The organism is Brevibacillus halotolerans (assembly GCF_026891775.1).
Lineage (GTDB): Bacteria > Bacillota > Bacilli > Brevibacillales > Brevibacillaceae > Brevibacillus_B > Brevibacillus_B halotolerans.
Genome location: NZ_JAPTNK010000003.1, coordinates 361,062 through 385,339, shown reverse-complemented (window position 1 = coordinate 385,339; position 24,278 = coordinate 361,062). Strand labels below are relative to the sequence as shown.

Below are 24,278 nucleotides of genomic sequence, written 5' to 3'. Positions count from 1 at the left end.
TAGTAAATCTTAAAAGATAATAGTGTGTTGAATAGGCAGTAAAAAATAGATCATCGTCTATCTATGTGCGCTACAGTAGAAGAAAAAAACCCTCTTTTTTAGTAAGTCTAATATGTGATTACTATGTAAAAGAGGGCTATTTTTGATATCTATGGTATAGAGAGAGGAGAATGTATCAACTTCGTGTTCAGTTCATTGTCCTATGTGACCGACAACTTAACTTTCTTTCACTAGTTTTACTTCCCACTTTTGATTATCAGTGCCTTTGTAATCTCGTACCTGAATGTTGGACCCGTCTGAAGTGTTTGAACCATCTACATCTAGCACTTTAGTAAGGTCTTTCTTATTTTTTAAGATATAGAAGTCATTATCAATCCATTCAGGAATCCAAAAATGTTCGGGTTTCCCTTCAAACGGTGTAGCAAATACATTAGTGGAATCCTGATAAGCATTCCAAGCCATAATTTTATCGTTATTTTCTACGCTGCGAATCACATAGGCTTGATGAGAGTCATCATATTCTAACTTCCATTTTTGATTATCCTCATTGTTCTTTTCCCACACTGTGATATTATTATCGCTTTTATTCCAATCAACTAGACTTGTATTCTTTAATGCTGTTTTAATTTGATAGGTTCCATCCTCAATTACTCTGTTGGGTACTAATGCACCATTTTCATTAAAATAATATCTTTTCCCATCTATCATTTGCCAACCAGTTTGCATCACGCCAAATCTATTGTAATATTTTTCTCCATCAAATTCTTCCCAACCAGATACCTCAACTTCATCAATAGGTTCATCATTATTCGGCTTGATTAGAATATTCATTCGAGCATGCAGTTGGACGTCATAGATATTTTCTGATTCCATATCTTCTAATTGTTTTTCTATATTTTCAGCAGTTTCTTCATCAAATACCAATTTAAACTCATCTATACTTTTATTGTCGTAATATAAGGTTCCATCCTTGTCCTCAAAACCAAAAGCTAATTGGAGCGCTTCTCCTAATGTAACATCTGGCTTCGTTTGTTCGGTGTAGTCGTCAGGATCAACAGCAGCTACTCGTCTTTCTGTCTCTGAATCATCTGTTTTTAAGATCAATCGAGCAGTAGTTTCCTCAATTTGAGGGATAATATGACTCCATTGCTTCTCTTTATCAACTGATACTAATTTTGTTTTAGGATCAATTACTCCTACATAACCGGAAACCTGATTTGTTTGCAAGCGCATTTGCTGTGTTTGCTCTAGTTTATCAAGCTGATCTTTATTGATTGTAATAGGGCTAGAACCGAAATCGTCTTTGGTTTGTAGAGAAATAGCTGCTTGTTCTTTATTTGGATAAAAACGGTTCGGTAACACTACATTTGCTAGTTGGTTTTCTTTTGCTTTAATTGTTGAAATGGTGTCGTTATCTCCTAGCACGAGTGAGGTAGTAGGTGCTGCATCATAAATAGGTGCTGTACCACTATTCACATAGCGGATGTTTGCATTAAAATAGGCAGCCTCTCCTGCGTTTAGGCCTAAGGACTTGGACCAGTTTTTCCCTAAACTCTCAGAACTCGAACGATCAATGGTTACGGTCTGTGAATTACTGGTGCTCAAATTAGTAGATATACTTGCACCAAAATTAAACAGGGAAGCATTGACTTCAGCTCCAACAGAAACCTCTACTGAATTAGTATTGCTTGTGGAAGTACTTCCACTGATTGAACTACTTGTATTCCCGCCATTTTCTAACGTTTCATGTCTATTTTTCGAGATAATAAATTTCTCCATATGAACTTGTAAATTAGGATATGCAGCAAGCAATGGATTTCTCACTTGTACCTGTTTATCAATCATTCCTGATACTTTGGCAAAATCACTATACGGATCGGAAGCGGTACTCCATTTCAATGGAGATGATTTATATTTCGTTAGTGGAGCACCAGATTTCGTGCGTTTTTTTCCATGAACTTTTTCAATCCAAGGCATCAGGATAAGTTTTTTATTCTTAACATCCAAGGTGTATCCCTCAACTTCTAAGGAATCAGGGATGCCGTCACCGTCACTATCTTCAACTCCGTCATCAGAAGCAGAAATACTTCTTTTTTTTCTGCTAGATTCATTCTCTGGTTGATTTTTTATGTCAGGAAGCAGTAGATTTCCCTCTGGAATGATTTCTTCCCTTCCTTGTGGAGTAATCCAGTTAAGCTGTAAGCCAAATTCGTTATCGGAAGCGGATTCTGGCTGATAAGTGATTTTTACTTTATAAAGCTTCCCTTTCTCTAATTCGATTTTTTGCGTAGCGGAGGAGTGATCGATGACTTGTTGATCATCTATCCATAGCATGGTGTGGTCATTATCAGACGTGGAGAACGTATATTCACCTGATTTTTCTACCTTAATAAATCCTTTCCACATGGCAGATTGAAACTGTTGCAATTCCTCAGGCAACATGTCATCCAGTTGATCGCTGTCAATGGATAAATCGCCTGTCTCTGAATTCGAGATCAGAGCAGTCTGTTTTAATTCTTTATCATTAAAATAGTAGCCAATTAAGCCTTTAAAATTAGCATCTTGTGTAGTTACTACTTCCTTTTCGTGTGAAGCCGCATGTGATATTTCTGGATAGGTTGCAAATTGACCGAGAAGGGCAGTTGCCATCAAACATTTATACATGTTAGGTAACTTCATGGGATCATCTCTTTTCTGTGGAGTATTTGAGTGTTACGGTTTCATCCAAGTATATTTTCTCAAAGTCGTACGTCTTTGAAATCATACCTAGCTAATAAGGAAAAACGTGCGTAATGAAGAGAAAAACCTCCCTTTTATCAATAACAAATTTCACATTGGTATAATTTGTTTTTATTTTTAATGAAAACATTTTATCATTTGATTTTCTGTGAATTGAATAGCGAAAAATATATTTGTCAAAGTTACTTTTAGCCGTTCATTTGTAAGAAAAAAATCACGATATGCATAAAAATCTGAACGTAAAATTGCGGAATGCAGGATCATGTAGAAAAGCTTTGCAATGCCGTTGTTCACGAGTGCATGGCATACACTAAATGAAGAGAGTAAGGAGGAATAAGTAAGCGTTTCTTAAAAGAGCGTATTCAGATAGAAGACAAGATTGGTAAGGGCGTTCATTATGTTTTACCTGTCAACCAATAGATGAAAGTGTAAACAAAATAACTAATGGATAGATAAGAAGTGGCGGGGAATGAGAGCTTTCTTGAAGGGGAACTTTTTGGCGGAAAAGGTTCTTAAAACAGGAAAAAGAGTGAGCGAGCTTTAGTTTGACATGGTGAGCTAGTAAGCAACGTGTCGTAAATAGGAGCTGATATAAAGAATACTAGACAAGCATGAAAACGTAAGGAAAGTGCCAGCTCATTACTGGCACTTTCCTTTTTACTAGAAATATGTATACATATACTAAAAATAGGCAGGATCACTACGTACAATCAATAGCTATTTGTAGCTAATGGTTAAATGGAGTACAACCTGTTCATCCCGCACGTTCGTGTAAACATGCTTTTCACTCGCTGTAAACTGAATGGTGTCGAATTTGTTAAGTGTATAAGTGGCTTCACCAATTGTTAATTGAACTTCTCCTGCCATTACAGTAGCAATCTCGATCGTTCCAGGATGATGGGCCTCAGGCTCATACCGGCAATGAGGTTGTAGGAAGCCACGATACATCTCAATACCTCCTCTGGTATCACTAAACAATGGTTCGAGCACCCATGCCTGACCCTCTTCTGAAAATTGTGGTCCTTGTCCAGCACGTAAAATATTAATTTCATTTTCCGGTTTTAAGAGAGTCATTAACGGTACAGAAAGACCGTTTGAAATTTTCCACAGCATCCCTAGCGTTGGATTGGTTTCACCTCGTTCAATATTTCCAAGCGTCAGCTTACTGACTCCTGTCTTTGCCGCTAAATCCTCTAAGCTTAAATTCTGTTCCTTTCTAAGCTCTCGAAGTGTAGTACCTACAAATTGAATCAGTTTTTTTGTTTCATCATTAGTAGAACCCATATATAAATACACCCTTTTCGATGTTTAGCTTACTTTTTTCTTGTTTTTATATATTATACTATATCAAATGAAGAGAGGATTCCTATTTATAAGTACTTTCTATTACAGTTTTTATTCAATCATAAGATATATTTTACTTTACATTATTACGATAAAAGTATATTATAGTATACCATAGTAGATAAAAAGAGGTGAATAAAAATGAGAGCAGTACTAGTTGGGATATTATCATCATTGTTTTTTTCAGCTACCTTTATCATAAATCGAGCCATGAATCTTGGAGGAACTAGTTGGGCTTGGACGGCATCTTTACGGTTTATTTTAGCCCTTCCATTTCTTTTTCTTATCGTATTGTTTAGAAAAAATCTAGGAGATTTATTCCGGGAAATGGCCAAGCATCCATTCCAATGGTTATTATGGGGGACAGCAGGTGGTGTTGGCTTTTATTCATTATTAAGTTTTGCGGCGGTTTATGGTCCATCCTGGTTAACATCAGGGACGTGGCAAGTCACGATTGTAGCGGGGGCATTGCTTTCGCCTATATTTTTTGTAACAGTACCAGCATTAAAAGGTCAGACGAGAGTGCGGCAAGCGATTCCTTTTAAAAGCTTGCGTTTTTCTGTCATTATTCTACTTGGTGTGATTCTCATGCAGGTAAATCAAGCAGGCCATTTAAGTGCTCAGGCATTTTTGCTAGGATTTATACCCGTTATAATCGGTGCTTTTTTATATCCATTGGGTAACCGTAAAATGATGGAGCTGTGTGAGGGGAGAATCGATACCTTTCAGCGTACATTAGGAATGGCAATTAGTAGTTTGCCAATTGCGATTCTTTTGGGGATTTATGGAACGGTTACGGTGGGGTTACCGACTGGAACTCAATTTGTTCAGGCCATATTGCTGGCTCTATTCTCTGGAGTGATAGCAAGTATTCTTTTCTTCTTAGCAACAGATATGGCCAAAAACAATATGGGATTGCTTGCAGCAGTCGAATCCACGCAATCTGGAACGATGATCTTTACCGTTCTTGGTGAAGTGATTTTATTACAAGGATCATTCCCTAGAGGGTTATCTTTACTTGGAATGATTGTGGTTATAATTGGGATGATTCTGACGAGCCTAGCAAATGGCAAACAAAAAAGTCTAGCAAAGAAAAACGTTACGTAGACAGTGGGAGTTGTACAAAGAGAGAAGGAGAGAAGCTAGCCAGAGAAGGCAGTTACAAATGTAGATAGTAAATTGGCTGGAGCCTCTGTAGTTGTTGAAGGATTAGCCGTAATAGAAAGTAGCATATCTCGATTAGCTACTAGCAACAGTATTTTGCATGATTCTCAATATGTAATTCTGAAGCCCTCTGTTCTATTTTCATGACAGAGGGTTTTAGGTTTATAAGATGCGGTTAAAAGGCTTTGATTGCATGTATCAACAGGTTGATCATTATTTAATCAGGATGAAAGTTTCCTTTGAGACAAAAAGTTGCATAAGGTTAAAAAAATATTTACAAATGAAACGATGTGGACGTATTATATTAATATATACACGCAATCGGTGTACTTTTTTTTACATATATTTTTTCCCTAAGGAAACATAATTTCCTTTACGCAATTTTAGTAGGAGGAAGAAACATGAATGCTCGAGTTGAAGAAGCAAAAGATAATAGCGGTTGGTTACAGAGAAGTTCCAATGTAAGCTTAGAAGAAGTGAATAATTCCGTGCGCATTCCTAGCAAGGCGGGGTTCTGGCGTAAATTTTTAGCTTTTGCTGGTCCTGGTTCGCTAGTTGCCGTTGGTTATGTTGATCCGGGAAACTGGGCAACGTCGATTGCTGGCGGGGCGCGGTTTGGTTATACTTTGCTGTCTGTGATACTCATTTCTAACTTAATCGCCATCCTACTTCAATCTTTGGCAGCTAAGCTGGGGATTGTTACCGGTCGGGATTTGGCGCAAGCTACTCGTGATTCGGTAGGTAAAAAAACAGCTTTTGTTCTCTGGATGTTAACTGAGCTTGCTATTATCGCCACCGATTTGGCAGAGGTGATCGGTTCTGCAATTGCCCTACATTTATTGTTTGGTATCCCACTTTTAGCGGGTATTGTCATTACCACGCTTGATGTTTTGCTATTATTAATGCTCCAGAAAAAGGGATTTAGAATTATTGAATCAATCATTATCGTGCTAATGACAACGATCTTTGGTGTATTTGCTTTTGAATTGATCATCTCAAAGCCAGAGGTATCAGCGTTATTATCTGGTTATATACCTAAGGTTGAAATTGTTACAAATCCAGAAATGCTGTTTGTTTCCCTTGGAATTTTAGGAGCAACCGTGATGCCACATAATTTGTACTTGCATTCGTCCATTGTTCAAACCCGACAATATAAACGTAATCGGGAAGGGCGCAAGGAGGCACTTAAGTTTTCCGTGCTTGATTCAACCGTTTCTCTGACTGTTGCTTTCTTGATTAATTCCGCTATTCTCATTCTCGGAGCAGCAGCTTTTCACGGAACTGGCTTGGATGTATCTGAAATTGAAGGCGCCTATGAGCTTTTGAGTCCGACTGTAGGCGTTGGTATTGCAAGTACATTATTTGCCGTTGCATTGCTCGCATCTGGTCAAAATTCAACAATAACTGGAACCCTAACAGGACAAATTGTCATGGAAGGCTTTATCCAATTACGTATTTCACCTTGGCTTCGTCGGATTATTACACGTTTAATTGCTGTCGTTCCAGCGTTTATTGTAACTTGGATAGCTGGCTCTAGAGGAACAGGCGATTTGCTCTTATGGAGTCAGGTGGTACTTAGCCTGCAACTTCCATTTGCGGTTATTCCACTCGTATTATTTACAAGCGATAAAAGGAAAATGGGCGAGTTTGTAAATCGAACGTGGGTCAAATGGCTAGCTTGGCTGTCCACTGGCGTTATTTTAGCATTAAATGTCTTTTTGGTCGGATATATTCTCATTACTGGTCACGACTTGGGCTGACTATTAGGCTAGCGATGGGTTCAATTTGAAAGGCTTTACTATCTGCATCTATATAAGTGACATTCAATGTGAGAGATCTTCATTTTTTGGGAGGTCTCTTTTTCTTGCCCTTGATTTGGTGGTGGATGGATAAAATAACCACGAGGTGGATGGTTACACCAATTTTAGTAAATGATAGCATTTTTGTTGTAAGAACGATTCAAACCTATTTGAGAAGGAAATAAACAAAAACAAGAGGAGGAATTATGATGAAGAAATATCCGAAATTTTGTGCAGCAGCAGTTCAAGCAGCGCCCGTCTATCTAGATTTAGATGCAACGGTTGAGAAATCTTGCAAATTGATTGATGAAGCAGCGTCTAATGGTGCAAAGCTAGTCGCATTTCCAGAAGCATTTCTTCCAGGATATCCTTGGTTTGCGTTTATTGGACACCCAGAATATACAAGAAAATTCTATCACGAGCTATATAAAAATGCAGTTGAAATCCCCAGCTTAGCGATTCAAAAGCTAAGTGAAGCAGCTAGAAGAAATCAAACGTACGTTTGCATTTCTTGCAGTGAAAAGGATGGGGGCTCGTTATATCTTGCACAATTATGGTTTAATCCGAACGGAGATTTAATTGGAAAGCATAGAAAGATGAGAGCATCGGTTGCAGAAAGGTTGATCTGGGGTGACGGAAGTGGAAGCTTAATGCCTGTATTCGAAACAGAAATCGGAAACCTGGGTGGTCTTATGTGCTGGGAGCATCAAGTGCCATTAGATCTTCTTGCTATGAATTCACAAAATGAACAAGTTCACGTCGCTTCTTGGCCTGGATACTTTAATGATGAAATCTCCAGTAGATATTATGCGATCTCCACCCAAACCTTTGTCATAATGACCTCATCCATTTATTCTGAAGAGATGAAAGATATGATTTGTTTAACACCAGAACAAAGAGAGTATTTCAACACATTTAAGAGTGGGCATACTTGCATTTATGGACCTGATGGAGAGCCGATTAGTGAAATGGTACCGGCAGAAACAGAAGGAATTGCTTATGCAGAGATCGATATCGAAAAAATCATTGATTTTAAATATTATATCGATCCAGCAGGACACTACTCCAATCAAAGCTTAAGCATGAATTTTAATCAAAATCCTACTCCTGTTGTGAGAAAATTTGGAGAGAGAAAAAACGAGACGATTTCTTATGAAGAAATCAATCTATTGGTAGGCAGTGAGCGATAATGTTTAAAAATCAGCTAGATTAGGCGAGCAAAAAAAGTAGATCATCAAGCATAACTTTTATCATATGTTTTAAAGACTAGTCCTACATTTGAATAGAGACCATATTCATAGAACCCTCATGTCATTATGCGTGAGGGTTTTTCATATTTTTCATAAATAATAGGTTTTTTTCTAAAAATAACATATTTTTATTTGTGAGACTATTTTTATAGCATGACGCAGAAAGCCCGGTAAATAGGGCTTTTTCGAATGTTAACAAATTCTTGTTTATCTATAAATTTAATTTTTTTGTAAAAATAAGAAAAAAATTCTTGATAATAGTTCTCAGTGTAACTATAATGATTACAGGAGGTGAACAAATTAGAAGAAAGTGGTTAGAAGCAATTTTAATAATTTTCATAGTTTTTACTTTTTAACAATAATCTAAGGGAGGAATTATGATGTTTAAAAAAATTCTTTTAGCTGGTGTATTAGGAGTTGCAGGATTGACTGGAGCAAGCTTCACAGGTTTAGAAGCAACGAAAGCAAGTGCGGCAAGTGTTCAAGATCAAGATGTGTTTAAATATTATTCTTTAAGCTCTTATGAAGTTGCTCCAAAAGAATCCTTCTATCTAAAAAAAGGGGAAGAGCTTAGCGTTACCGTAACAAATTCAGGCTATCCGATCACATACACAGTCTATGATGCTGATAATAAGGTCATAGGTACATATGATACGTACGCAAGATACGGCCGTATCTTTAAAGCTACAAAAGATGGAAACATTTCTGTTCAATTTCAAGCAGGTGTAAATTCTTCTTTCACAAAGAAAATGAACTTTACGGCTACATTTTCTATTTATAAATAAGTCGAATAAGTTATACGATTTGTAGAAATCATACTTATTCGAAAACAAACTGGCGAATAAAAGTCGCCAGAAATGGTAAGTAGGTCCTTCCTCAATAGAAGGACCTATTTATTTTTAAGCGAAAATATGATGATTCACTTTATTGCGCAAGAATATTTTCCCCCTATTTCTAGAGGATTCTGCCATCTGAACGGCTTTTTGGACCTCCAAAAGATCGTAATGAGCATAAGGCATCATGAGCCCCAATTTTTGCTTCATTATTAATGCTATTACATGAGAGAAGGTGTCTTGCCAGGTTTGTACAGATACCTGCTGATTCCAATGCCTTAAATGAAATAATCTAATGTTTACCTGTGTTCTACGCGAAATTTCCCCCCAATGAACAGGTGTTCCCGATAAAAGTCCAATCGTTACCAATGTCCCATTCGGCCGAACACAAAAAGCTAGGTCGGAACCAGCTGTGCCCCCTACAGAATCAATAGCAGCAGTAGCTCCTTGGCCATTTGTCAATTCCATAACCGTTTGATGTAATGCGGTGTCAGAGGTGTTAATGACAGCAAAGGCGCCTAACTGAAGAAGTTCTTCGGTATAGAAATGGTTCCTTGTGACCGCAATCAGTCGAAACCCAAGAATCGCAGATAACTGGCAAAAGATACGTCCAATTGAAGAACCACAAGCATTGACCAGAAGGATATCACCTTCCTTTAATTGTAATACTTCTGTACACGTAATCCAGGCTGTTATAGGGTTTATATAGAGCTGAGCCGCGATGTAATCTTCCATGGAAGGTGGTATCGTGATTGCTAAATCTGCTGGTGCTGTCACATAATCCTGCCAGGTCCCTTCTCCCCGCAAAGGAAGAACACGTTTGCCAAGAAGCTCATGAGAAACGGAAGATCCTACTTCCTCAACAATGCCGACACCTTCATACCCAGGAATGGTAGGCAATGAAATACGATGAGAATATGCTCCTCTAATAGGAAGCAAGTCAGATGGATTTATAGGACGATCAATCATGCGAACAAGAATTTCTCCATTCATAGGAGATTTCATTTGTTTTTGTTCAACCTGTAAAACCTCCTGCGGGTTTCCAAATGCATGATATCTAATACATGTAGCTACCAAAGTTGTACGTCTCCTTTATCTTTTATCTCTAGATTATTTTATAATATAGGTATTTGTCGTCATAAAGCTAGTGAATATAACTTCAGTGTTCAGCTACAATCTGTATAGTTATTGGCTAAGAAATACAGCTGACGTAGCAAATATTCTACTATTTATTTAGAATTTTTTGTTATAAAGCAGAAGTTTGCTTGCAATGTCTTCAAGATTATGAATAATAGTATATAACTTAAAAGGATTTCTTTATTCTAATTACCTGCATGTTTTTGCTTTGTAGCTACTAAGTCCAGTTTCATTTTTCTTTTAGCAGTAAGAAGAGCGGGTTCAGTCTTATGAACCCGTTTTATTATAGTTTCATTATAGTAGTTAGATTAATAACCTCTATAAATAGAATGGAGTAAAAATTATGAATATAAGGGCTTTTATTCAAATGTTCATTTCGATGACGATTTTTGGGTCAGTAGGATTTTTTTCCGTATTAACGGGTCTTTCTGCTTTAGAATTGGTTTTTATTAGATGCATTTGTGCGACAGTTTTTCTTGGTTCGATTTGGTTTATTACAGGAACGTATACCAAAGAGCAATGGAGCAAAAAAGAACTAATGAGGATTGGCTTCTGTGGTATAGCAAATTTATTAAATTGGATTTTCTTGTTTAAATCCTTTGAGCTGATTTCGATTACAGTTGCCATCTCTCTCTATCATCTTGCTCCGATGATTGTCTTACTTGTCGGTAGCTTTCTTTTCAGAGAAAAGGTAACCATACTTTCAATTCTGGCTATCTCTGTATGCTTTGTAGGAACGATTTTTATCATTGGAATAGATGGTGATCTCTCAAATGCTTCGTTTCAAATGACAGGATTTTTGTACGCTATTCTAGCAGCTCTTTTTTATGCAGTAACGATGATTTTAGGGAAGAGTATACAACAAGCAAGTGTCTATGCCACAACGTTTATTCAAACTGCTATTGGCGCGATATGCTTGCTTCCCTTTATCCATTACCATGTATTTTTAGACCTAACTCCGCAGAATTGGGCATACGCGATCATTACTGGCATTATCCACACTGGTGTTGTTTATCTTCTGTTTTTCGATAGTGTACGAAAGCTATCGACCAGAATAATTTCAGGAATGGTATTTTTGGATCCAGCTGTTGCTATTTTATTAGATGTGATCATTATTGGATTTCGACCAAATATGATACAAACAGTAGGAATTTTATTAATATTTATTGGGATGCTTTATACGTTAAAAAAACCAAAACAACAAAATACAGCGAATATTACGTAAAAAAGATCACCTGCACTCTTGATTAACTAGTGGGGTACAGCTAAAATGGGGAAAATATTTTAGGATGGAGAGGGATCAATGAATTCTTATGAGCTGCAAATAAAAGAGTACCTACATGCAAAAGCTGCTGATGCCCAGCACTTTATACTGAATCAATCTTGCCATACGGTCGAAGAGGCGGCTAAAGCTGTGAACGCTTCTATTGAGGAGCTGGTTAAAAATATTTGTATGATTGATGAAGATGGACGACTAATTGTGGCCATTGTAAAAGGAGAGGATCGAGCTAGTACATCACGAGTAAGTAAGGGACTCAATATAAAAAGACCTCGTTTGGCAGATGAAAAGGAAGTATTAGAAGCAACAGGTTATCCAGCCGGTGGGGTCCCTTCTTTTGGATTTGAGGCGATTTTTTTGGTTGATCCGAAAATAACAGAATTAGAGTATGTTTATACGGGAGGAGGCTCTCCTCATTCATTAGTGAAAATAAAGGTAGAAGATTTAGTAAGATTAAATAGCGGAAAATTGATGCGTGTAAGAAAATAGGCGATGCGGTACAGCTAGCATTAAGGCATTTCCTCGCATACGACAGCCCATTCTCCTACACCAATTTTTAGGGAATGCAGTGGATGAAAGAGCTGATACTGATCAGTGAAGGTGTTGCGTGATAACGTGATAAAAAGACTAGTGAATCGTCACGTTGCCTGTAATAGGAACAGGTTTTATGCTAGCGTTTTGCAGAATAACAATCCAATGCGAATGTCGTGGGACGGTTACAGTAGAGCCTTTTGGGTAGATTTTTTCAGCTCCGTAGGTATTTGCATTCAGTAGATACCAGCCCAATGAATCTACTTTCTTATCAAACGTAACCGTTACGCTACCGCCTTTCGCAAGGAAAAAAGGGCCTGTAACACCAGCTTCCCCATAACCTCTATCCCATTCCTTTACCGTTAGTGCAAATGGAATAGAATATTGGCTGTAAGCATTACTACTAATCGTTACTTTTGTTGTGATATGCTTATCTAAAGCCGCGTAGCTAGTCGAGTACAGTAAGAAAACAAGTGGTACTGCTAATAAAGAACAAACGATTTTGTGCATCTTGTAACCTTCCTTTCCGAAATAGGATATACAGACTTGAAGCGGGGATAATTTAGTATATAGTATTAATTTCTCTAAATGTTATATTTTTCCTGTTATCCATATACCTTTTTCTTGCTGTCCTTTTGCCTGTATGAAGTGGAAAAAGGAACTGGTAAAAGAGCGCTATAGATAAATAGGTCAGGCTTTGCTAAAAATGAGATCATAAAAAGAGCGGGATCATGTATATGCAGGAAAAGACACGTTTCGCAAACAAGAAAAGGAAACTCCTAAGTAAAAATGAAACGTAGGAGGGCACTGAAACGTACATATAGAAAACGGGTCAGATGCAACAAAGAGGGGGGTTAAACATGGATGTTTTATTATGGTTGATTGTTATACTTCTATTCGGTGTAAGTATTGCTGGTATTTTCTTCCCAGTGTTACCTGATACGATTATGTTATGGGGCGGTTTTTTACTATATCAATTCGCGATTGCAGAGCCTGGAGCAGGTTTACCGGTTTCCTTCTGGTGGGGAATGGGGATTTTGAGTGTGGTGTTATTTGGTGCTGACCTATTGACTAATATGTACTTTGTTAAAAAATATGGTGGCTCAAAAGCATCAGCAATCGGGTCAATATTAGGTGTTATTATTGGTGTACTTACGTTTCCGCCATTTGGTATGATTATTCTCCCATTTGTATTTGTATTATTAATTGAAATGCTGATGCAAAAACAACCGGCAGAACGAGCTTTTAAGATAGCGATAGGAAGTCTTATAGGTTTCTTTAGCAGTGTCATTATGAAAATCTCTATCCAACTCATCATGATTATCTGGTTCTTTATTGTTGCTTGGTAAAGCTTATTGTGGATCGTTACATTGGATTTTGAGTGTTGATCCATTCCATAAAACCGAGATTGTCAAATTCTCTATCATTTCCTGTAGGGAAACCGGCAATCTCGGTTTATTTGTGTTTACACATCAGAATTAGAGAAGACTTGTTTGAAGATTTGCTAAAAAGAAACACTGTTTTAAGTGGCTATGAGGTTAATTTACACCTAAATATAAGTCCAGTAGTAGGAGAAACACGAAAGGTATCAAGGAGATAGGTAGAGTGGGGCATAAAATAAACCGTTACAAACAATAAATTTGAGTAGTAAAAAACTCTTGGCGAGTATGATCCTCACCAAGAGTTTGTACGTGTAAGCACGTGAGAAGTTAAAAATCCAATGCACTAGTGGAAAAGGCGGTAAACGCCAATTACTTTACCTAAAATCGTCACATTATCTAAAATGATTGGTTCAAGCTGTGAGTTTTCCGGTTGTAGACGGAAGTGGGTTTTCTCTTTAAAGAAACGTTTTACAGTTGCTTCATCCTCTTCGGTCATGGCTACCACGATATCCCCGTTGTTAGCTACATTTTGTTGGCGGACAATTACATAATCGCCATCTAAAATGCCTGCTTCGATCATGCTCTCTCCCATAACGCGCAACATGAACACATTGTCAGACGTAACGATGTTTTCTGGCAATGGAAAATATTCTTCCACCTGTTCAATAGCTGTAATAGGTTGACCTGCCGTTACCTTACCAACCACTGGTACTCGAACGATGGAGCTTTCATAATCGTCCTGTAGACGAGTCTCGTCCAATAATTCAATGGCACGTGGCTTAGTAGGATCGCGGCGGATTAATCCTTTCTTTTCAAGTCTTGCGAGATGACCGTGAACAGTGGAACTGGAAGCTAGTCCTACGGCTTCACCGATTTCTCGAACAGACGGGGGATAACCTTTATCTTTTACTTCCTTACGAATAAAATCAATGATCGCTTGTTGGCGATTGGAGAGTTTGGACATTTCGAACACCTCATTCTCTCGATCCAGATATTTTCTACATTATACCATGAGAATTTGCGTTCGACAAACATTAGTTCGATTCTTTTGCTTGACAGGAATATTTGTTCGCATTATGATGATGTTATCAAATGAGAACAAACGTTTGCGAGGGTGATGATAATGATGGTACAATCTAGCAATTGTCAGAATCTATATAAAGATAAAACAAAAACAATGACGAGTAAGAACACATTGGTACATCATAGAAAAGGGATAACGCGAGGGCAAGCAATCGTAACGTTATTGCTGATCATAGTATCCCTTGCAGCAGGCAGCATGATTTTTGGAAAAGAGAAGGTGGCTATTGCGGCTCCCCATACACAGCAGGCAGCTATAGTCATTACAATTCAGCCAGGTGATACGCTGTGGAGTATTGCACAAGCTTATCAACAGGAATCTGGACTATCAGCCAGAGAGCTAATGGATGAGATCATGAAACAAAATCAGTTAGATAGCCCCATGATTTATGCAGGAAATAATCTAGCTATTCCAGTATACCGATAAGCGGGAGCCATAATTTATATCTCCTCTCCTTTGGTCTTGTGTTATAATAAAGAGAAGTTAGTTGAGGAGGTATCACCATTGGTTACTGATGCAGAAGTAAAACGTATTAATGAATTAGCCAAGAAATCGAAGGGTGTTGGCTTAACTCCAGAAGAAAAAACGGAGCAACAAGTTCTTCGTCAAAAATACATTGATGCTATGAAGGCTTCCTTGAAATCTAGTTTAGATTCGATCCGTTATGTAGAGGATGAGGAACCTAAACACTAGTCTATGTGATTTTTCCAAATGATCCGTAGCACTAGTGCTGTGAAACAGGTTTTTACAAGTAAATAGAGGCGATGGAGTTCGCCCTAAGCGCCAATAGGCTAATGACTCCTACCAGTAATATTACTGGTAGGAGTTTGTTTGTATATATGTGAAAAATAGTGGAAAAGGAGAGAATGCATGTCTTTTTTAATTGTTGGACTATCAGGAATGTTGGGGGCTGTATTCCGATATTTAGTAGGAGCATGGACAGCGGGCTGGTGGGAGCTCTCATTTCCTTTAGGTACGCTAGTAGTCAATTTCATAGGCTGTATCGGATTGGGAGCTCTCAATCAATATCTCTTAACCCGAAATCAACTGCCTGCTTGGTTTACCTTAGGAGTAGGAACAGGGTTTATTGGTTCTTTCACGACCTTTTCGACTTTTAGTGTAGAGACACTTACCCTTTGGCATCAGCATCAATATGTACTTGCCATTTGCTATGTACTGGCTAGTCTATGGGGTGGTTTACTGATGGTATGGCTTGGCTTTCATATCAAATGGAAAACGAAAAAGAGTTAGTTGTACTTAATCCTTTCAATTGAAGCTGGCAATGGTGTACCTCTTCTAGCCACTACTTTTGTAAATGGTGTGTTAACAACTATGGTGAAAAATAGTTCTTATCATTTTGCTTTTATCTGGATCACTGAGTACTGGCCATAGATCTGGAAGCTTAAGCATTAATTCAAACGCATCAGAACTTGATGCACTTGCTTTCATTTGTTTATTAATAGCTTCCAGATCATTTAATGACTGAGTTTTTAAACCACGTTCCTCCATTGTCCGCTTACGTAATTCTTCAACTGTTAGAAGCTCCTCAACAAATGCAAATGCCATTTCCTTTTGCTTTCCTGAAGTTTATGTAGCTGCTTCTCAACATCATTTTTAGCAGTTTCTAATTGTGATTTCTTCTTAATCTGATTCTTTAGCGAGTTTCTTGATGAAGAAACTTACTGATACCATGTATATAAAAGATGCTACTAGAACGATTCGTGATTCTAATTAGGGCCCTAAGCAAATTACAGGTGACGGAATATAATTGTGGAATTGATTTTACAATATAAATCCTGATACGCGCATGGAAACCCTTACATAAGTGAAACTCTTATGAAGAGACAATATATTTTGTAGATAGAATGTTAGCTTACGTTAAATATATTGTAATTCAACTATAGAAAAAGAAGAGATTGAATTTATTTTTTGACTCTGTTATACAACAATGTTGATCATTCATAAAAAAAAGGACTCCTTTTAAGTCCTGTTCAGAAAAATTAAATGGGGGTTGGCATTCTCTTTCTATGGTTTTGTTGGTTGAGCGGAAAGACCAACTATATCTGTGGAACCAAATATTAGCAATGTAATTAAAATAACTATTAGTATTAATTCCGAGAAACCCTCTCCATCAAAATTTTTCATTATGAGCTCACCCTTTTCCTTTTAATACTTATTAATTATCCATTTTCTTTTTAAGTGCCTGAATAATCTCATCCACAGTTATATTGCCATTATCGTTGAGAAATTTTAGCATGCTATCTACATTTGTATTGTTCAAATCGCCTAATGTAACGTACTTTCCCGTTAAACTGACAATCATCGTAGCTTGTCTAAACAATTGAACAGCATCTACTCTTAACTTACCAGTTAAAAGAAGAGCAGCCACAATAAGCTCTAAATTATTGCCATTCATGCAATGTAAAATTGATGAATTATTGGTTGATTGTTTCTTTTTAGCATTATTGGTTGACTGTTTCTTTTTTTTATTATTGGATGAATAATTGGTTGGCTGCTTCTTTTTTTTATTATCTGATGAATTATCGGTTGGCTGTTTCCTTTTTTCATTATCTAATGAATTGTTAGTTGTCTGCTTTCTTTTCTCATTATCTGATGAATTGTTGGTTGTCTGCTTTCTTTTTTCATTATCTGATGAATTGTTTGCTGACTGTTTCTTTTTAGCATTATTCGATGAATTTTGTGCTAACATATTATTTTTTTGAAAGGAATCCATTTATTCTTCCTCCCACCAAACATAGTAATTGCTCATGCATATCGGTGTGAGGTGAGACTGTAAAATACAATTTCGCAAGTTTCACCCTTTAGTACAAAACAAATAGAGTGCACACACTGACTTATAACCCATCATATTCAAAGAACGGAATTATTGTGCTTGGTAAAAGTTTTTTGCGATTAAACTACTCGTTAGCTGAATAACAAATCACATTCTTTAACAGAACCTATTTTTGGGGGAATGGGAACGGGCAGACCCTTTTCATTCTTGGTAATAATGTACATAACAAATTTGCATTCACACAATTTGTGTTTAGTTGGAGTATCTATGCTCTTTCCGATTGTATATTGAGTCACTATGTTGGCTAAATAAGAAAAAGACGAGTCAATGCCCTTGATCGATAGTAGCTCATATGGAATGCAAATGTGGTAATTAATTGGACTACTTATATTCGGGATGATTCACGTTGTACGCCTTTTGATTTCTAGGAAGATGATGAAGAGTGGTTGATCAGATAAGCTTCACCAGCCTTACCAAACACCAAATGCACGACATGATACTGCATCACAGTCAAATCTGGAAAAGTAAACCGAACATTATCGCTGTTACGGATAGGTACCGATTTGATCAGGATGAATGATGTTGGCACAAAGATATGTATATCCTCGGTTCGTATGAACAGGGCATGATTGTTAGCTTTGGATAGGAGGAAGCACAATGACCAAACAGCAGCTCATTGAAACAGTGTAAGGGGCATCGTTATCCCCTTACACCCCACAAAAACTAATCTCTTCGAATGATCAAATATAATAGCAAACCAATGATAGGAAAAGCCAATACAACTATTAATGCAATGAGTGAGAATTCCTTACTATTACCTCTACTTCTTGAATCACGATAGGCCCAGATACTAAAGAAAATATTTAAGAAAATGGGCAGCAATGCAAAAAAACTATGTATAATTTCGCCCATGTCAATCAAGGATATCACCTGCTTTTTAAGTTTGTGAGACATTTCGATTATATAAAAAAATAGGTAAATTGTGTAACTTTTTTCACTAGGTTAGTTACTCAACATACGATAAATGGCAGGAAAGAATGGGGACTATCAAACACAACGCTATTGTTGTAACAGATGCTGACTATGCAATGGATAAATTGGAGCTGGTTCATAAAAAAGCCCAAGAGTTGTTTAGTTCACTTGTATCTCCAATAATAAAAAGCAATTCGAACGGTTATCAAAGTTTTTTCGTTGCTCCAGATGGCAGTAAAGAGGGATGGGAAGAATCAAATGAGGGGATAGACAAAGAAAAGAGTTTGAAAACTTCGTTGATTCTTTGGCATATGACTATGTTTCAACCTCCATTCGTTATGTAAATGTCTCGTACAAAGAAAGTTATGGTGCAGAAATAGAAAAAACAGATCGCGATTTATCAAACCATTACTTGTGATAAGGGAGGATGCGGAATGAATAAAACACAGATGGACATATGCTGAAAAAATTAAGATGGATTAATTACGAAATGATTAAGGCTCAATCTACAGGTGATCAAAAAGAAGAAAAACAACAGAGAACGCGTTATGCTACCTGTCACCAAGAGAAAAAGAGTGCTTTATCCTAACTCATGGTGAAGGATTTTCATTTGAGGAAACGGCTAGATTTTTGTGTATTTCGAGAAGTAGTGTACAAGCCTATCCGACAAGGAATAGGCTCGAAACTACAAGATTTGCAATTTTATTTTTTGTTGCGTTACCAGTGTTAAATCAAACCCTTCTCTTTCGAAACCACAATGTATATTATTAATGATAGGAGGGACGTTATGGATTTAACATCTGACGTATTAGTTCTATTTATGGGCATAGGTATTATATGTACATCAATTTTAAGGTTATCTGGTGTAATTATTGATCCAATTCTATTAACCAGTTTATCTCTTTGTGCAACTTTTATTGTATTATCTGATTTCTTTCTTATGGATTCAAATGGAGTGAAAAAAATTTATTGGGTATATAATTGTGCTGGGATTTTGTGTATAGCGAGTGCAGGGCTCTCAATCACGTTTTTGCCGCACACCGATTTATTGAAAGTAAGTCCTGAAAAACTCGCTGCAATATCTGACTTTTCAACATTGTTTAGTTTAGGAATAACATTAAGCATGTTAGTAGCTAGAAAAAACAAAAGAAAAAGAACTGTTGATAAAAAAGCTGAGCTGGATACTAATACAACACAATCTAACGATTATTAACTATATTTTTATAAAAAAATATTTCAGTGTGCAGACCTCTATATCATTTTGTCTGCATTTTAAGCTACTCAATGATGTTGAGTAGCTTTTTAATTGCTCATTTTTGTCATGCAAAAGCCACCTATAAGTAGAGAGACAAATAAATCTTTTGTTATTGACATATGAGCTAAGGATACTTCATTTCTTTTGGTAAACAAAAGATAAAAAATGGATGAAGTACCAATATAAAAAGCTAATATTTTTTTGAAGAGTTCTTATATGGCTAAAGAATAATATTGTTTGAATCTAATATTATAAAAAATGGTAAAATTATCATAATAATGTTATTATAAAATTGTAATATAATTATAAAAATGGTGGTATATGGAAATGAGAAGGATGTTACTATCCGGCATAATCGCTTTATCTACAATTTTTGGATCAGCTAATGCATATGCTTCAGAAAAGGTTAGTCATCAAGACTTACTAAAAAACATTACTATTGAACCTCATCAAGGTCAAATTATCCTTAAATGGGGAGACATACCCAATACAGCTCAATATAAAGTTTATCAGGGGGACACTGAGTTATACAGTGGCTTAGAAAACTCCTTTATCCATAATAATTTAAAATCAGGAAAAAGCTATAAGTATAAGTTAGTAGCTCTTGATTCTGATAATTCTGAGATTATAAGCGCAAAATTAAATACTGAGACTTTGGAATCAGAAATAAAAAATGCAGGTCTAATTTCGCTATCTGCTAATGATAACGAAATAAATGATACTGTTGTTTCAACGATTTCCGATGGAAAAAATATAAAATTTGACTGGGATGATAACGGACAGGTAGAGGAGTATCAAATTAAGAAAAACGGAAAAATAATTGATACTGTCCAGTCAAGTGAATATAGTGATGATTTGGACGGAGGAGAAGAGAAGGTTATCTATGAGTTCCTTGGTAAAATTCCACTAGATAAAGAAGAAAAGGAAAAGAGAAAAGAGAAAATACAGTATCTTTTGAAAAGTGGTGAAGCTAATGATTCCGAAATGGTTTTAAAAGGCGAAGAACTCCTCTATAATTATGTTTCAATTATTAAAATTGTAGAGAAAGAAAAAGTATCTCCGTTAGGGATTTCTTCAAATAATGATGTAGGTAACGTAAAGTTAAGATATACAACTTTTATAGGTGACGAAATAGTGAGAAATCCAGTACCGAATTGGTTAAGATTAACTGGAGAAAAATGGGAGAGAGAAGTTGAATATTTTGGTGGAGATAATAGAGATTTTGCAGTTTCCCATTCTCGTTTTAGAACCCAGATAAATATTGAATCGGATTTTACAGATGAAGATACAACTTTATCCAAAAAAGTGAATAGCTCAACTTTTTATGACTCTAATCAAAAATTACTTAAAACCAAAAAGGTAGGTAGTAGTGGAATTAGATTAAATGAAAAAATTGTAAATATGGATAATATCAAATTTGATATTGAACATTCAGTTGGAATTCCATATTTAGAAGGATCTTTAAAATTTACTCCGCCAGGAATTGATTACGCTTTTACTGCAAGTCTTTATAGAGAAGACGGTGATTATAAAATTAAGGGTTGGCATGATGGGGCACCAAGTCATGAGTTCTACATATCTTTTGATGATGGTCCATACGAAGAATTATTTCAACACGATCTTTATGATTTCTTTTATTTATTCGAACTGACTCCAAAACATTATTTTAATATCTCTAATTAAACTGGAAGACTGGGAGCCCTTAAGCTTCCGGTTTTTTCACCTTAGTGAAATTAATGTATGTTAACTATTAACTAGACTAGTAATAAAGGGGGAAGGCAATGTTACACAGAATCTTTGTTGGGGTCGTTACCGCAATACTTTTTTGCTTAGTTCTTGCAGTGTCAGAATATACACCAATGACAGCACGTCAGCCAAATACTTATTATTTTCCTTTTATAACTCTAATGATAATCTATCTAATGTACTCCATCCCGATATTTTTGTTTATTGGAATTCCCTGCACTATCTTAATCGATTTTATTACTAATAGAATGGAAATATCGACTAAAAGTAAGCTTTATTTTTTAAATTTAGGATTATATTCTTTAGCGGGTATTTCTATAGCTTGGGTTTTCTTCGGATTAAATAAAGGGGATATTCTACAAAAAATATTTAACTATAAAGCTTATATTATATATATAGTTGGATCTCTACTTTTTTATCATATATCTCTTGTCACAATGATTATTTTTAAAAAAATGACTAAGGACACAAACTGAAGTTCTGAGTATTAATTAGATCAGCACCTACAAAGGTGCTTCTTTCTTTTGCAAAACAAACTCAATAGGTGGTGGTGATCATGTAATGGCAAAAGCAAGAAGTCCGAACCGCGACAAAGCCTTGGAGCTATGGCTCGAAAGTGGCGGAAACATTAGCAATCGAAGAGCTTGCTGACCAACTAGACGAAAAAGAAAAAACCATAAGCAACTGGAAAAGCAGAGACAAATGGAATGTAGTACTACAATCAGGTCAATGTAGTACTACAATGAAAAGTGAGTCAAACGCTGGAGCACCAGAGAGAAATAAAAACGCCGTAGGCAATCGTGGAGGAGCTGCACCTAAGAGGAACAGCAACGCGGTAAGCCACGGCTTTTTTCGTAAATACTTCCCTGATGATGTAGCCGAGATTATAGAAGAGATTGAATCCAAGTCTCCTCTGGATATGTTGTGGGAAAACATCATGATTCAGTACACGGCTATCATCCGAGCGCAAAGGATAATGTTTGTAGAGGATAAAGAGGAAATGATTAAGGAAATTAAGAAAAGGAAGTATGAAATTGTAGACACCAGTACGAAGGAAAAAGCATCCTTCGAGCAGGTCATTACAGAGGAAGAGTATGAATTTCAATTCTCTTGGGATCATCGTCACGCTACATTTTTAAACGCTCAGTCTAGAGCTATAGCAACTCTCCAAAGCTTAATCAAACGCTATGAGGATATGCTCAATAGTCATCTAGCTACTGAGGAACAACGTTTACGTATAGAGAAGTTAAAGATAGAGGTTAAAGAATTGAATGGTGAAAATGATACTGATGCACATCAACAGAATAGTGGATACGAATCAGCTCTAAACGCCCAAGTATCGGAGATTTTTGCTGACGAGGTAGAAGCTGATGAAAAAGCGTAAACGTACAAGGTCGTTTAAGTTCCAACCGTTCAGTCTAAAGCAAAAGAAACTATTAGCTTGGTGGACAGATGGGAGTCCCTACAAAGATTACGATATGGTCATAGCAGAAGGGGCTATTCGTTCAGGGAAGACCATATCCATGATTGATTCCTTCATTACATGGTCATCAGCGAAGCATAGGCACCAGAACTTTATCGTGGCTGGTAAATCCATGGGCGCTCTCAAGAGAAACGTGTTGGAACCAATGTTTCAGATTCTGACGGCGAAAGGCATTGACTACCACTATCACCGTTCAGAGAATCCACATGTTGATTGGAACCAATACGTATTATCTATTTGGTGCAAATAACAAAGCGAGTCAAGATACGTTACAAGGTCTTACTGCCGCCGGAGCCTACTTGGATGAGGTAGTGTTATTTCCCCGATCATTTGTGGATCAAGCTATAGGTCGATGTTCTGCCGAAACCGATGGGAATGGTGCAAAAGTCTTCTTTAACTGTAACCCCTGCTGGACCGTACCATTGGTTTAAAACTGATTTCATTGATAAAGTAAAAGAAAAAAGAATCCTGGTCCTACATTTCACGATGGATGACAACATAAGTTTGTCTGAAAAAGTAAAAGAAAGATTTCGCCGCATGTTTAGTGGTGTCTTCTTTAAACGATATATCTTAGGACTATGGGTGATGGCAGAAGGGCTTGTTTATGACATGTTTAATGAGAAACTACATGTCATAAAAACACTTCCTGATACATTTGATCATATTTTTGCTGGTGGGGACTATGGTATCAATAATCCAACGGCTTTTTTTATTAATTGGTCAGAAAGCTAACGATTTTTATGTGATTCGTGAGTATTATTACGATTCTCGTAAACATGGAAGGCAGAAGACGGTTTCTAAATATGTAGAAGACTTCCAAAGCTTTATAGGGAATGACCAACCAGAAAATTTATTCCTATATCCTTCTGCAGCTACTCTCATTTTAGAGTTGAGAGAAAAGGGAATTAAATATGTAAGAGGTGCAGATAACACGGTAATAGACGGCATTCAGCTAGTGAGCAACTTGCTCTCTAACAACGGAGGCCGTCTTTTTACTGGGTAATGAAGAGTATGGTCAACCGCGTTAGGCAGGTAATACTCCTGAAATACTTGCTAGTAGAAAGGCAGAAGAATTGATTCTTGGTATTTCGAGAATGGTCGCATGCTGTCTTTGGTACTTTCCGTAGTAAATGGTCAATTAACGGAGGGATCTATAGAAGCCCTATCCCAAGCAAGAGGAGCAAAATCACAAGGTGGAATCCTATATCTGGAGGTTGAGGGATTCGAAAAGGGTTTAACAGGTGATGAAAAAGAGAAGGTGCAAATTAAATTAGATAAGTTAAATGACCTGCTTCAAACTGATGCATTATTCACCGATTATGCGAAAGACAAACGTAAAGAAATACGATCATCCTTTCGACTACCGCCTATTTTGACGGGGGAATTGGACAACCGAACCTACACGTATTACTATCGGTATGCCGTAAATATCGAGTATTCCGATAACTTTTAATCCGAATATAGTACTCACGTCTCCACTCAACAACCA

28 protein-coding genes, 1 pseudogene and 1 riboswitch are annotated in these 24,278 nt (G+C 36.8%); of the genes and pseudogenes, 21 read left to right on the top strand and 8 right to left on the bottom strand.

All coding sequences use genetic code 11. The annotated features are described in order from the left end of the window. Window positions 1-216: 216 nt before the first annotated feature. The gene (locus tag O0550_RS06810; RefSeq protein ID WP_276564926.1) at window positions 217-2,679 is read right to left on the bottom strand and encodes a binary toxin-like calcium binding domain-containing protein; all 2,463 of its coding nucleotides are present in this window, start codon (window positions 2,677-2,679) and stop codon (window positions 217-219) included. A gap of 777 nt (window positions 2,680-3,456) precedes the next feature. Beyond that, window positions 3,457-4,023: a helix-turn-helix domain-containing protein gene (locus O0550_RS06805; RefSeq protein ID WP_258425897.1), complete on the bottom strand. Its 567-nt coding sequence runs from the start codon at window positions 4,021-4,023 to the stop codon at window positions 3,457-3,459. 201 nt (window positions 4,024-4,224) lie between these two features. Between O0550_RS06805 and O0550_RS06800 the strand changes: the two genes are divergently transcribed. From O0550_RS06800 to O0550_RS06785, 4 genes are all read left to right on the top strand, one after another. Further along, complete coding sequence (locus O0550_RS06800; protein ID WP_003344413.1) at window positions 4,225-5,190, top strand: DMT family transporter; 966 nt, start codon at window positions 4,225-4,227, stop codon at window positions 5,188-5,190. A 458-nt stretch (window positions 5,191-5,648) separates the two neighbouring features. Next, entirely contained in the window at window positions 5,649-7,007 is a 1,359-nt protein-coding gene (locus O0550_RS06795; protein WP_003344414.1) for an Nramp family divalent metal transporter, read from the top strand. A gap of 245 nt (window positions 7,008-7,252) precedes the next feature. After that, the gene (locus O0550_RS06790) at window positions 7,253-8,236 is read left to right on the top strand and encodes a carbon-nitrogen hydrolase family protein (protein ID WP_258425896.1); all 984 of its coding nucleotides are present in this window, start codon (window positions 7,253-7,255) and stop codon (window positions 8,234-8,236) included. A gap of 437 nt (window positions 8,237-8,673) precedes the next feature. Continuing rightward, a complete protein-coding gene (locus O0550_RS06785) occupies window positions 8,674-9,081 on the top strand; it encodes a hypothetical protein (RefSeq protein WP_003344417.1) in 408 nt (135 codons plus the stop codon). 114 nt (window positions 9,082-9,195) lie between these two features. Here the strand turns inward: O0550_RS06785 and O0550_RS06780 are convergent, their stop codons facing one another. Then, on the bottom strand, window positions 9,196-10,206 hold the full coding sequence (locus tag O0550_RS06780) for a zinc-dependent alcohol dehydrogenase family protein (RefSeq protein WP_258425895.1): 1,011 nt from the start codon (window positions 10,204-10,206) through the stop codon (window positions 9,196-9,198). A 403-nt stretch (window positions 10,207-10,609) separates the two neighbouring features. Here O0550_RS06780 and O0550_RS06775 point away from each other — a divergent pair, with 403 nt between their 5' ends. Further along, window positions 10,610-11,491 carry a DMT family transporter gene (locus O0550_RS06775; RefSeq protein WP_258425894.1) on the top strand — a complete coding sequence of 294 codons (882 nt, stop codon included), beginning with the start codon at window positions 10,610-10,612 and terminating at the stop codon, window positions 11,489-11,491. A 78-nt stretch (window positions 11,492-11,569) separates the two neighbouring features. Continuing rightward, window positions 11,570-12,034, top strand: a complete 465-nt coding sequence (locus tag O0550_RS06770; RefSeq protein ID WP_003344422.1) for an aminoacyl-tRNA deacylase — start codon at window positions 11,570-11,572, stop codon at window positions 12,032-12,034. Window positions 12,035-12,172: 138 nt separating this feature from the next. Here O0550_RS06770 and O0550_RS06765 read toward each other — a convergent pair whose 3' ends face one another. Beyond that, on the bottom strand, window positions 12,173-12,586 hold the full coding sequence (locus tag O0550_RS06765; protein WP_258425893.1) for a hypothetical protein: 414 nt from the start codon (window positions 12,584-12,586) through the stop codon (window positions 12,173-12,175). Between the two features lie 350 nt (window positions 12,587-12,936). Between O0550_RS06765 and O0550_RS06760 the strand changes: the two genes are divergently transcribed. Next, window positions 12,937-13,425, top strand: coding sequence for a DUF456 domain-containing protein (locus O0550_RS06760; protein ID WP_003335867.1), 489 nt, complete (start codon window positions 12,937-12,939; stop codon window positions 13,423-13,425). 376 nt (window positions 13,426-13,801) lie between these two features. Here the strand turns inward: O0550_RS06760 and lexA are convergent, their stop codons facing one another. Next, a complete protein-coding gene (gene lexA, locus O0550_RS06755) occupies window positions 13,802-14,422 on the bottom strand; it encodes a transcriptional repressor LexA (RefSeq protein ID WP_003335869.1) in 621 nt (206 codons plus the stop codon). A 159-nt stretch (window positions 14,423-14,581) separates the two neighbouring features. On the opposite strand from lexA, the gene yneA reads away from it, so the two are divergent. The 3 genes from yneA to crcB all read left to right on the top strand — a co-directional run bounded on the left by yneA (window position 14,582) and on the right by crcB (window position 15,790). Beyond that, window positions 14,582-14,965: a cell division suppressor protein YneA gene (yneA, locus tag O0550_RS06750; protein WP_258425892.1), complete on the top strand. Its 384-nt coding sequence runs from the start codon at window positions 14,582-14,584 to the stop codon at window positions 14,963-14,965. Between the two features lie 78 nt (window positions 14,966-15,043). Then, entirely contained in the window at window positions 15,044-15,232 is a 189-nt protein-coding gene (locus tag O0550_RS06745; RefSeq protein ID WP_003344427.1) for a DUF896 domain-containing protein, read from the top strand. Window positions 15,233-15,290: 58 nt separating this feature from the next. Then, window positions 15,291-15,350, top strand: a riboswitch (Fluoride riboswitch). Window positions 15,351-15,409: 59 nt separating this feature from the next. Next, entirely contained in the window at window positions 15,410-15,790 is a 381-nt protein-coding gene (gene crcB, locus O0550_RS06740; RefSeq protein ID WP_258425891.1) for a fluoride efflux transporter CrcB, read from the top strand. 72 nt (window positions 15,791-15,862) lie between these two features. Here crcB and O0550_RS06735 read toward each other — a convergent pair whose 3' ends face one another. The 3 genes from O0550_RS06735 to O0550_RS06725 all read right to left on the bottom strand — a co-directional run bounded on the left by O0550_RS06735 (window position 15,863) and on the right by O0550_RS06725 (window position 17,922). Then, complete coding sequence (locus O0550_RS06735) at window positions 15,863-16,105, bottom strand: hypothetical protein (RefSeq protein WP_258425890.1); 243 nt, start codon at window positions 16,103-16,105, stop codon at window positions 15,863-15,865. A 610-nt stretch (window positions 16,106-16,715) separates the two neighbouring features. Continuing rightward, window positions 16,716-17,273, bottom strand: coding sequence for a hypothetical protein (locus O0550_RS06730; RefSeq protein ID WP_258425889.1), 558 nt, complete (start codon window positions 17,271-17,273; stop codon window positions 16,716-16,718). 484 nt (window positions 17,274-17,757) lie between these two features. Beyond that, on the bottom strand, window positions 17,758-17,922 hold the full coding sequence (locus tag O0550_RS06725; protein ID WP_153810495.1) for a hypothetical protein: 165 nt from the start codon (window positions 17,920-17,922) through the stop codon (window positions 17,758-17,760). A 448-nt stretch (window positions 17,923-18,370) separates the two neighbouring features. On the opposite strand from O0550_RS06725, the gene O0550_RS06720 reads away from it, so the two are divergent. The 11 genes and pseudogenes from O0550_RS06720 to O0550_RS06670 all read left to right on the top strand — a co-directional run bounded on the left by O0550_RS06720 (window position 18,371) and on the right by O0550_RS06670 (window position 24,242). Next, a complete protein-coding gene (locus O0550_RS06720; RefSeq protein ID WP_003344431.1) occupies window positions 18,371-18,649 on the top strand; it encodes a hypothetical protein in 279 nt (92 codons plus the stop codon). Between the two features lie 205 nt (window positions 18,650-18,854). Beyond that, window positions 18,855-19,076: pseudogene (locus tag O0550_RS06715) on the top strand (sigma factor-like helix-turn-helix DNA-binding protein); the annotation flags it as partial. A gap of 16 nt (window positions 19,077-19,092) precedes the next feature. Continuing rightward, entirely contained in the window at window positions 19,093-19,518 is a 426-nt protein-coding gene (locus O0550_RS06710) for a hypothetical protein (RefSeq protein WP_035318956.1), read from the top strand. 369 nt (window positions 19,519-19,887) lie between these two features. Beyond that, window positions 19,888-21,243, top strand: a complete 1,356-nt coding sequence (locus tag O0550_RS06705; protein ID WP_258425888.1) for a DUF3238 domain-containing protein — start codon at window positions 19,888-19,890, stop codon at window positions 21,241-21,243. A 98-nt stretch (window positions 21,244-21,341) separates the two neighbouring features. Beyond that, window positions 21,342-21,782, top strand: a complete 441-nt coding sequence (locus O0550_RS06700) for a hypothetical protein (RefSeq protein WP_258425887.1) — start codon at window positions 21,342-21,344, stop codon at window positions 21,780-21,782. 85 nt (window positions 21,783-21,867) lie between these two features. Continuing rightward, window positions 21,868-21,957: a phage terminase small subunit-related protein gene (locus tag O0550_RS06695; protein WP_258425886.1), complete on the top strand. Its 90-nt coding sequence runs from the start codon at window positions 21,868-21,870 to the stop codon at window positions 21,955-21,957. After that, a complete protein-coding gene (gene terS / locus O0550_RS06690) occupies window positions 21,923-22,690 on the top strand; it encodes a phage terminase small subunit (RefSeq protein WP_258425885.1) in 768 nt (255 codons plus the stop codon). Before O0550_RS06695 ends, terS begins: the two co-directional genes overlap by 35 nt. Beyond that, window positions 22,677-23,039: a hypothetical protein gene (locus O0550_RS06685; RefSeq protein ID WP_181749924.1), complete on the top strand. Its 363-nt coding sequence runs from the start codon at window positions 22,677-22,679 to the stop codon at window positions 23,037-23,039. The genes terS and O0550_RS06685 overlap by 14 nt, the downstream gene beginning before the upstream one ends. Window positions 23,040-23,158: 119 nt before the next feature. Further along, window positions 23,159-23,521, top strand: a complete 363-nt coding sequence (locus tag O0550_RS24490; protein ID WP_346659907.1) for a terminase large subunit domain-containing protein — start codon at window positions 23,159-23,161, stop codon at window positions 23,519-23,521. Continuing rightward, window positions 23,472-23,792, top strand: a complete 321-nt coding sequence (locus O0550_RS06675; RefSeq protein WP_181749926.1) for a hypothetical protein — start codon at window positions 23,472-23,474, stop codon at window positions 23,790-23,792. Before O0550_RS24490 ends, O0550_RS06675 begins: the two co-directional genes overlap by 50 nt. Before the next feature lie 99 nt (window positions 23,793-23,891). Further along, window positions 23,892-24,242 carry a hypothetical protein gene (locus O0550_RS06670; RefSeq protein WP_258425883.1) on the top strand — a complete coding sequence of 117 codons (351 nt, stop codon included), beginning with the start codon at window positions 23,892-23,894 and terminating at the stop codon, window positions 24,240-24,242. Window positions 24,243-24,278: the final 36 nt, after the last annotated feature.

Coding starts and splice junctions, on each gene's coding strand:
- O0550_RS06735 (WP_258425890.1), bottom strand. CDS start 16,105: ATGGCATTTGCATTTGTTGAGGAGCTTCTAACAGTTGAAGAATTACGT.
- O0550_RS06765 (WP_258425893.1), bottom strand. CDS start 12,586: ATGCACAAAATCGTTTGTTCTTTATTAGCAGTACCACTTGTTTTCTTA.
- crcB (WP_258425891.1), top strand. CDS start 15,410: ATGTCTTTTTTAATTGTTGGACTATCAGGAATGTTGGGGGCTGTATTC.
- O0550_RS06800 (WP_003344413.1), top strand. CDS start 4,225: ATGAGAGCAGTACTAGTTGGGATATTATCATCATTGTTTTTTTCAGCT.
- O0550_RS06760 (WP_003335867.1), top strand. CDS start 12,937: ATGGATGTTTTATTATGGTTGATTGTTATACTTCTATTCGGTGTAAGT.
- O0550_RS06675 (WP_181749926.1), top strand. CDS start 23,472: ATGGTATCAATAATCCAACGGCTTTTTTTATTAATTGGTCAGAAAGCT.
- O0550_RS06700 (WP_258425887.1), top strand. CDS start 21,342: ATGTTACACAGAATCTTTGTTGGGGTCGTTACCGCAATACTTTTTTGC.
- O0550_RS06770 (WP_003344422.1), top strand. CDS start 11,570: ATGAATTCTTATGAGCTGCAAATAAAAGAGTACCTACATGCAAAAGCT.
- O0550_RS06720 (WP_003344431.1), top strand. CDS start 18,371: ATGGGGACTATCAAACACAACGCTATTGTTGTAACAGATGCTGACTAT.
- O0550_RS06775 (WP_258425894.1), top strand. CDS start 10,610: ATGAATATAAGGGCTTTTATTCAAATGTTCATTTCGATGACGATTTTT.
- O0550_RS06790 (WP_258425896.1), top strand. CDS start 7,253: ATGATGAAGAAATATCCGAAATTTTGTGCAGCAGCAGTTCAAGCAGCG.
- O0550_RS06785 (WP_003344417.1), top strand. CDS start 8,674: ATGATGTTTAAAAAAATTCTTTTAGCTGGTGTATTAGGAGTTGCAGGA.
- O0550_RS06685 (WP_181749924.1), top strand. CDS start 22,677: ATGAAAAAGCGTAAACGTACAAGGTCGTTTAAGTTCCAACCGTTCAGT.
- O0550_RS24490 (WP_346659907.1), top strand. CDS start 23,159: ATGGGAATGGTGCAAAAGTCTTCTTTAACTGTAACCCCTGCTGGACCG.
- O0550_RS06670 (WP_258425883.1), top strand. CDS start 23,892: ATGCTGTCTTTGGTACTTTCCGTAGTAAATGGTCAATTAACGGAGGGA.
- O0550_RS06695 (WP_258425886.1), top strand. CDS start 21,868: ATGGCAAAAGCAAGAAGTCCGAACCGCGACAAAGCCTTGGAGCTATGG.
- lexA (WP_003335869.1), bottom strand. CDS start 14,422: ATGTCCAAACTCTCCAATCGCCAACAAGCGATCATTGATTTTATTCGT.
- yneA (WP_258425892.1), top strand. CDS start 14,582: ATGATGGTACAATCTAGCAATTGTCAGAATCTATATAAAGATAAAACA.
- O0550_RS06705 (WP_258425888.1), top strand. CDS start 19,888: ATGAGAAGGATGTTACTATCCGGCATAATCGCTTTATCTACAATTTTT.
- O0550_RS06795 (WP_003344414.1), top strand. CDS start 5,649: ATGAATGCTCGAGTTGAAGAAGCAAAAGATAATAGCGGTTGGTTACAG.
- O0550_RS06805 (WP_258425897.1), bottom strand. CDS start 4,023: ATGGGTTCTACTAATGATGAAACAAAAAAACTGATTCAATTTGTAGGT.
- O0550_RS06730 (WP_258425889.1), bottom strand. CDS start 17,273: ATGGATTCCTTTCAAAAAAATAATATGTTAGCACAAAATTCATCGAAT.
- O0550_RS06710 (WP_035318956.1), top strand. CDS start 19,093: ATGGATTTAACATCTGACGTATTAGTTCTATTTATGGGCATAGGTATT.
- O0550_RS06810 (WP_276564926.1), bottom strand. CDS start 2,679: ATGAAGTTACCTAACATGTATAAATGTTTGATGGCAACTGCCCTTCTC.